This is a genomic window from Streptomyces sp. LS1784 (assembly GCF_020103755.1).
In the GTDB taxonomy this organism is placed as follows: domain Bacteria; phylum Actinomycetota; class Actinomycetes; order Streptomycetales; family Streptomycetaceae; genus Kitasatospora.
In genome coordinates this window covers 1-567 of record NZ_JAHSQD010001276.1, presented here as the reverse complement: position 1 = coordinate 567, position 567 = coordinate 1, and the positions used below count along the sequence as shown (strand labels likewise).

1 pseudogene is annotated in these 567 nt (G+C 78.3%); it reads right to left on the bottom strand.

From position 1 onward, the window contains the following. Positions 1 to 487, bottom strand: a pseudogene (locus KS423_RS46955) (regulator); the annotation flags it as partial. Between the last annotated feature and the right edge of the window lie 80 nt (positions 488 to 567).

Sequence of the window (567 nt, the reverse complement as noted above, 5' to 3'; positions counted from 1 at the left end):
GGGCACCGGTGATGGCCGCGGAGGTGGCGCTGCCGGACGGCGGGCCGGCGGCGGCGTCCGGCCGGGCCAGGGTGGAACCGTCCCGGGCGACCCGTTCGTCGGTGCGGCCGATCAGCCAGTCCCGGCTGGGGACGACCAGGCCGGCCGGCGTGAAGGCGATCCGCCGCAGCTCGGACTGCGGGCCGTTGTCCTTGCGCCACATGCTCGCCACGATGTCCACCGCCTCCTGCGGCGTCTCGGCGAACTCCAGGCCGGCGTAGACCGGGGCGCAGGCGTCCAGGCCGAGGTCCTGGGCGGTGAGACGGCGGCCGAGCCGGCGGGTGAAGACCTCGGCGATCAGCGCCGGGGTGGCCCCGCGCGGCTGCTGGCCGCGCAGCCAGCGGGTGACCGAGGTCTTGTCGTAGCGCAGGTCGAGGCCGTGCTCCAGGCCGAGCTGGTCGACCCGGCGGGCGAGGCCCGCGTGCGAGAAGCCGGCCTCCTCGATCAGCGCCGCGAGCTGGCCGTTCTGCGGGGCCGGGCCGGAGTGGCCGCTGCGGGCCGGGGCGGGCGCGGGCGCGGGCGCGACGG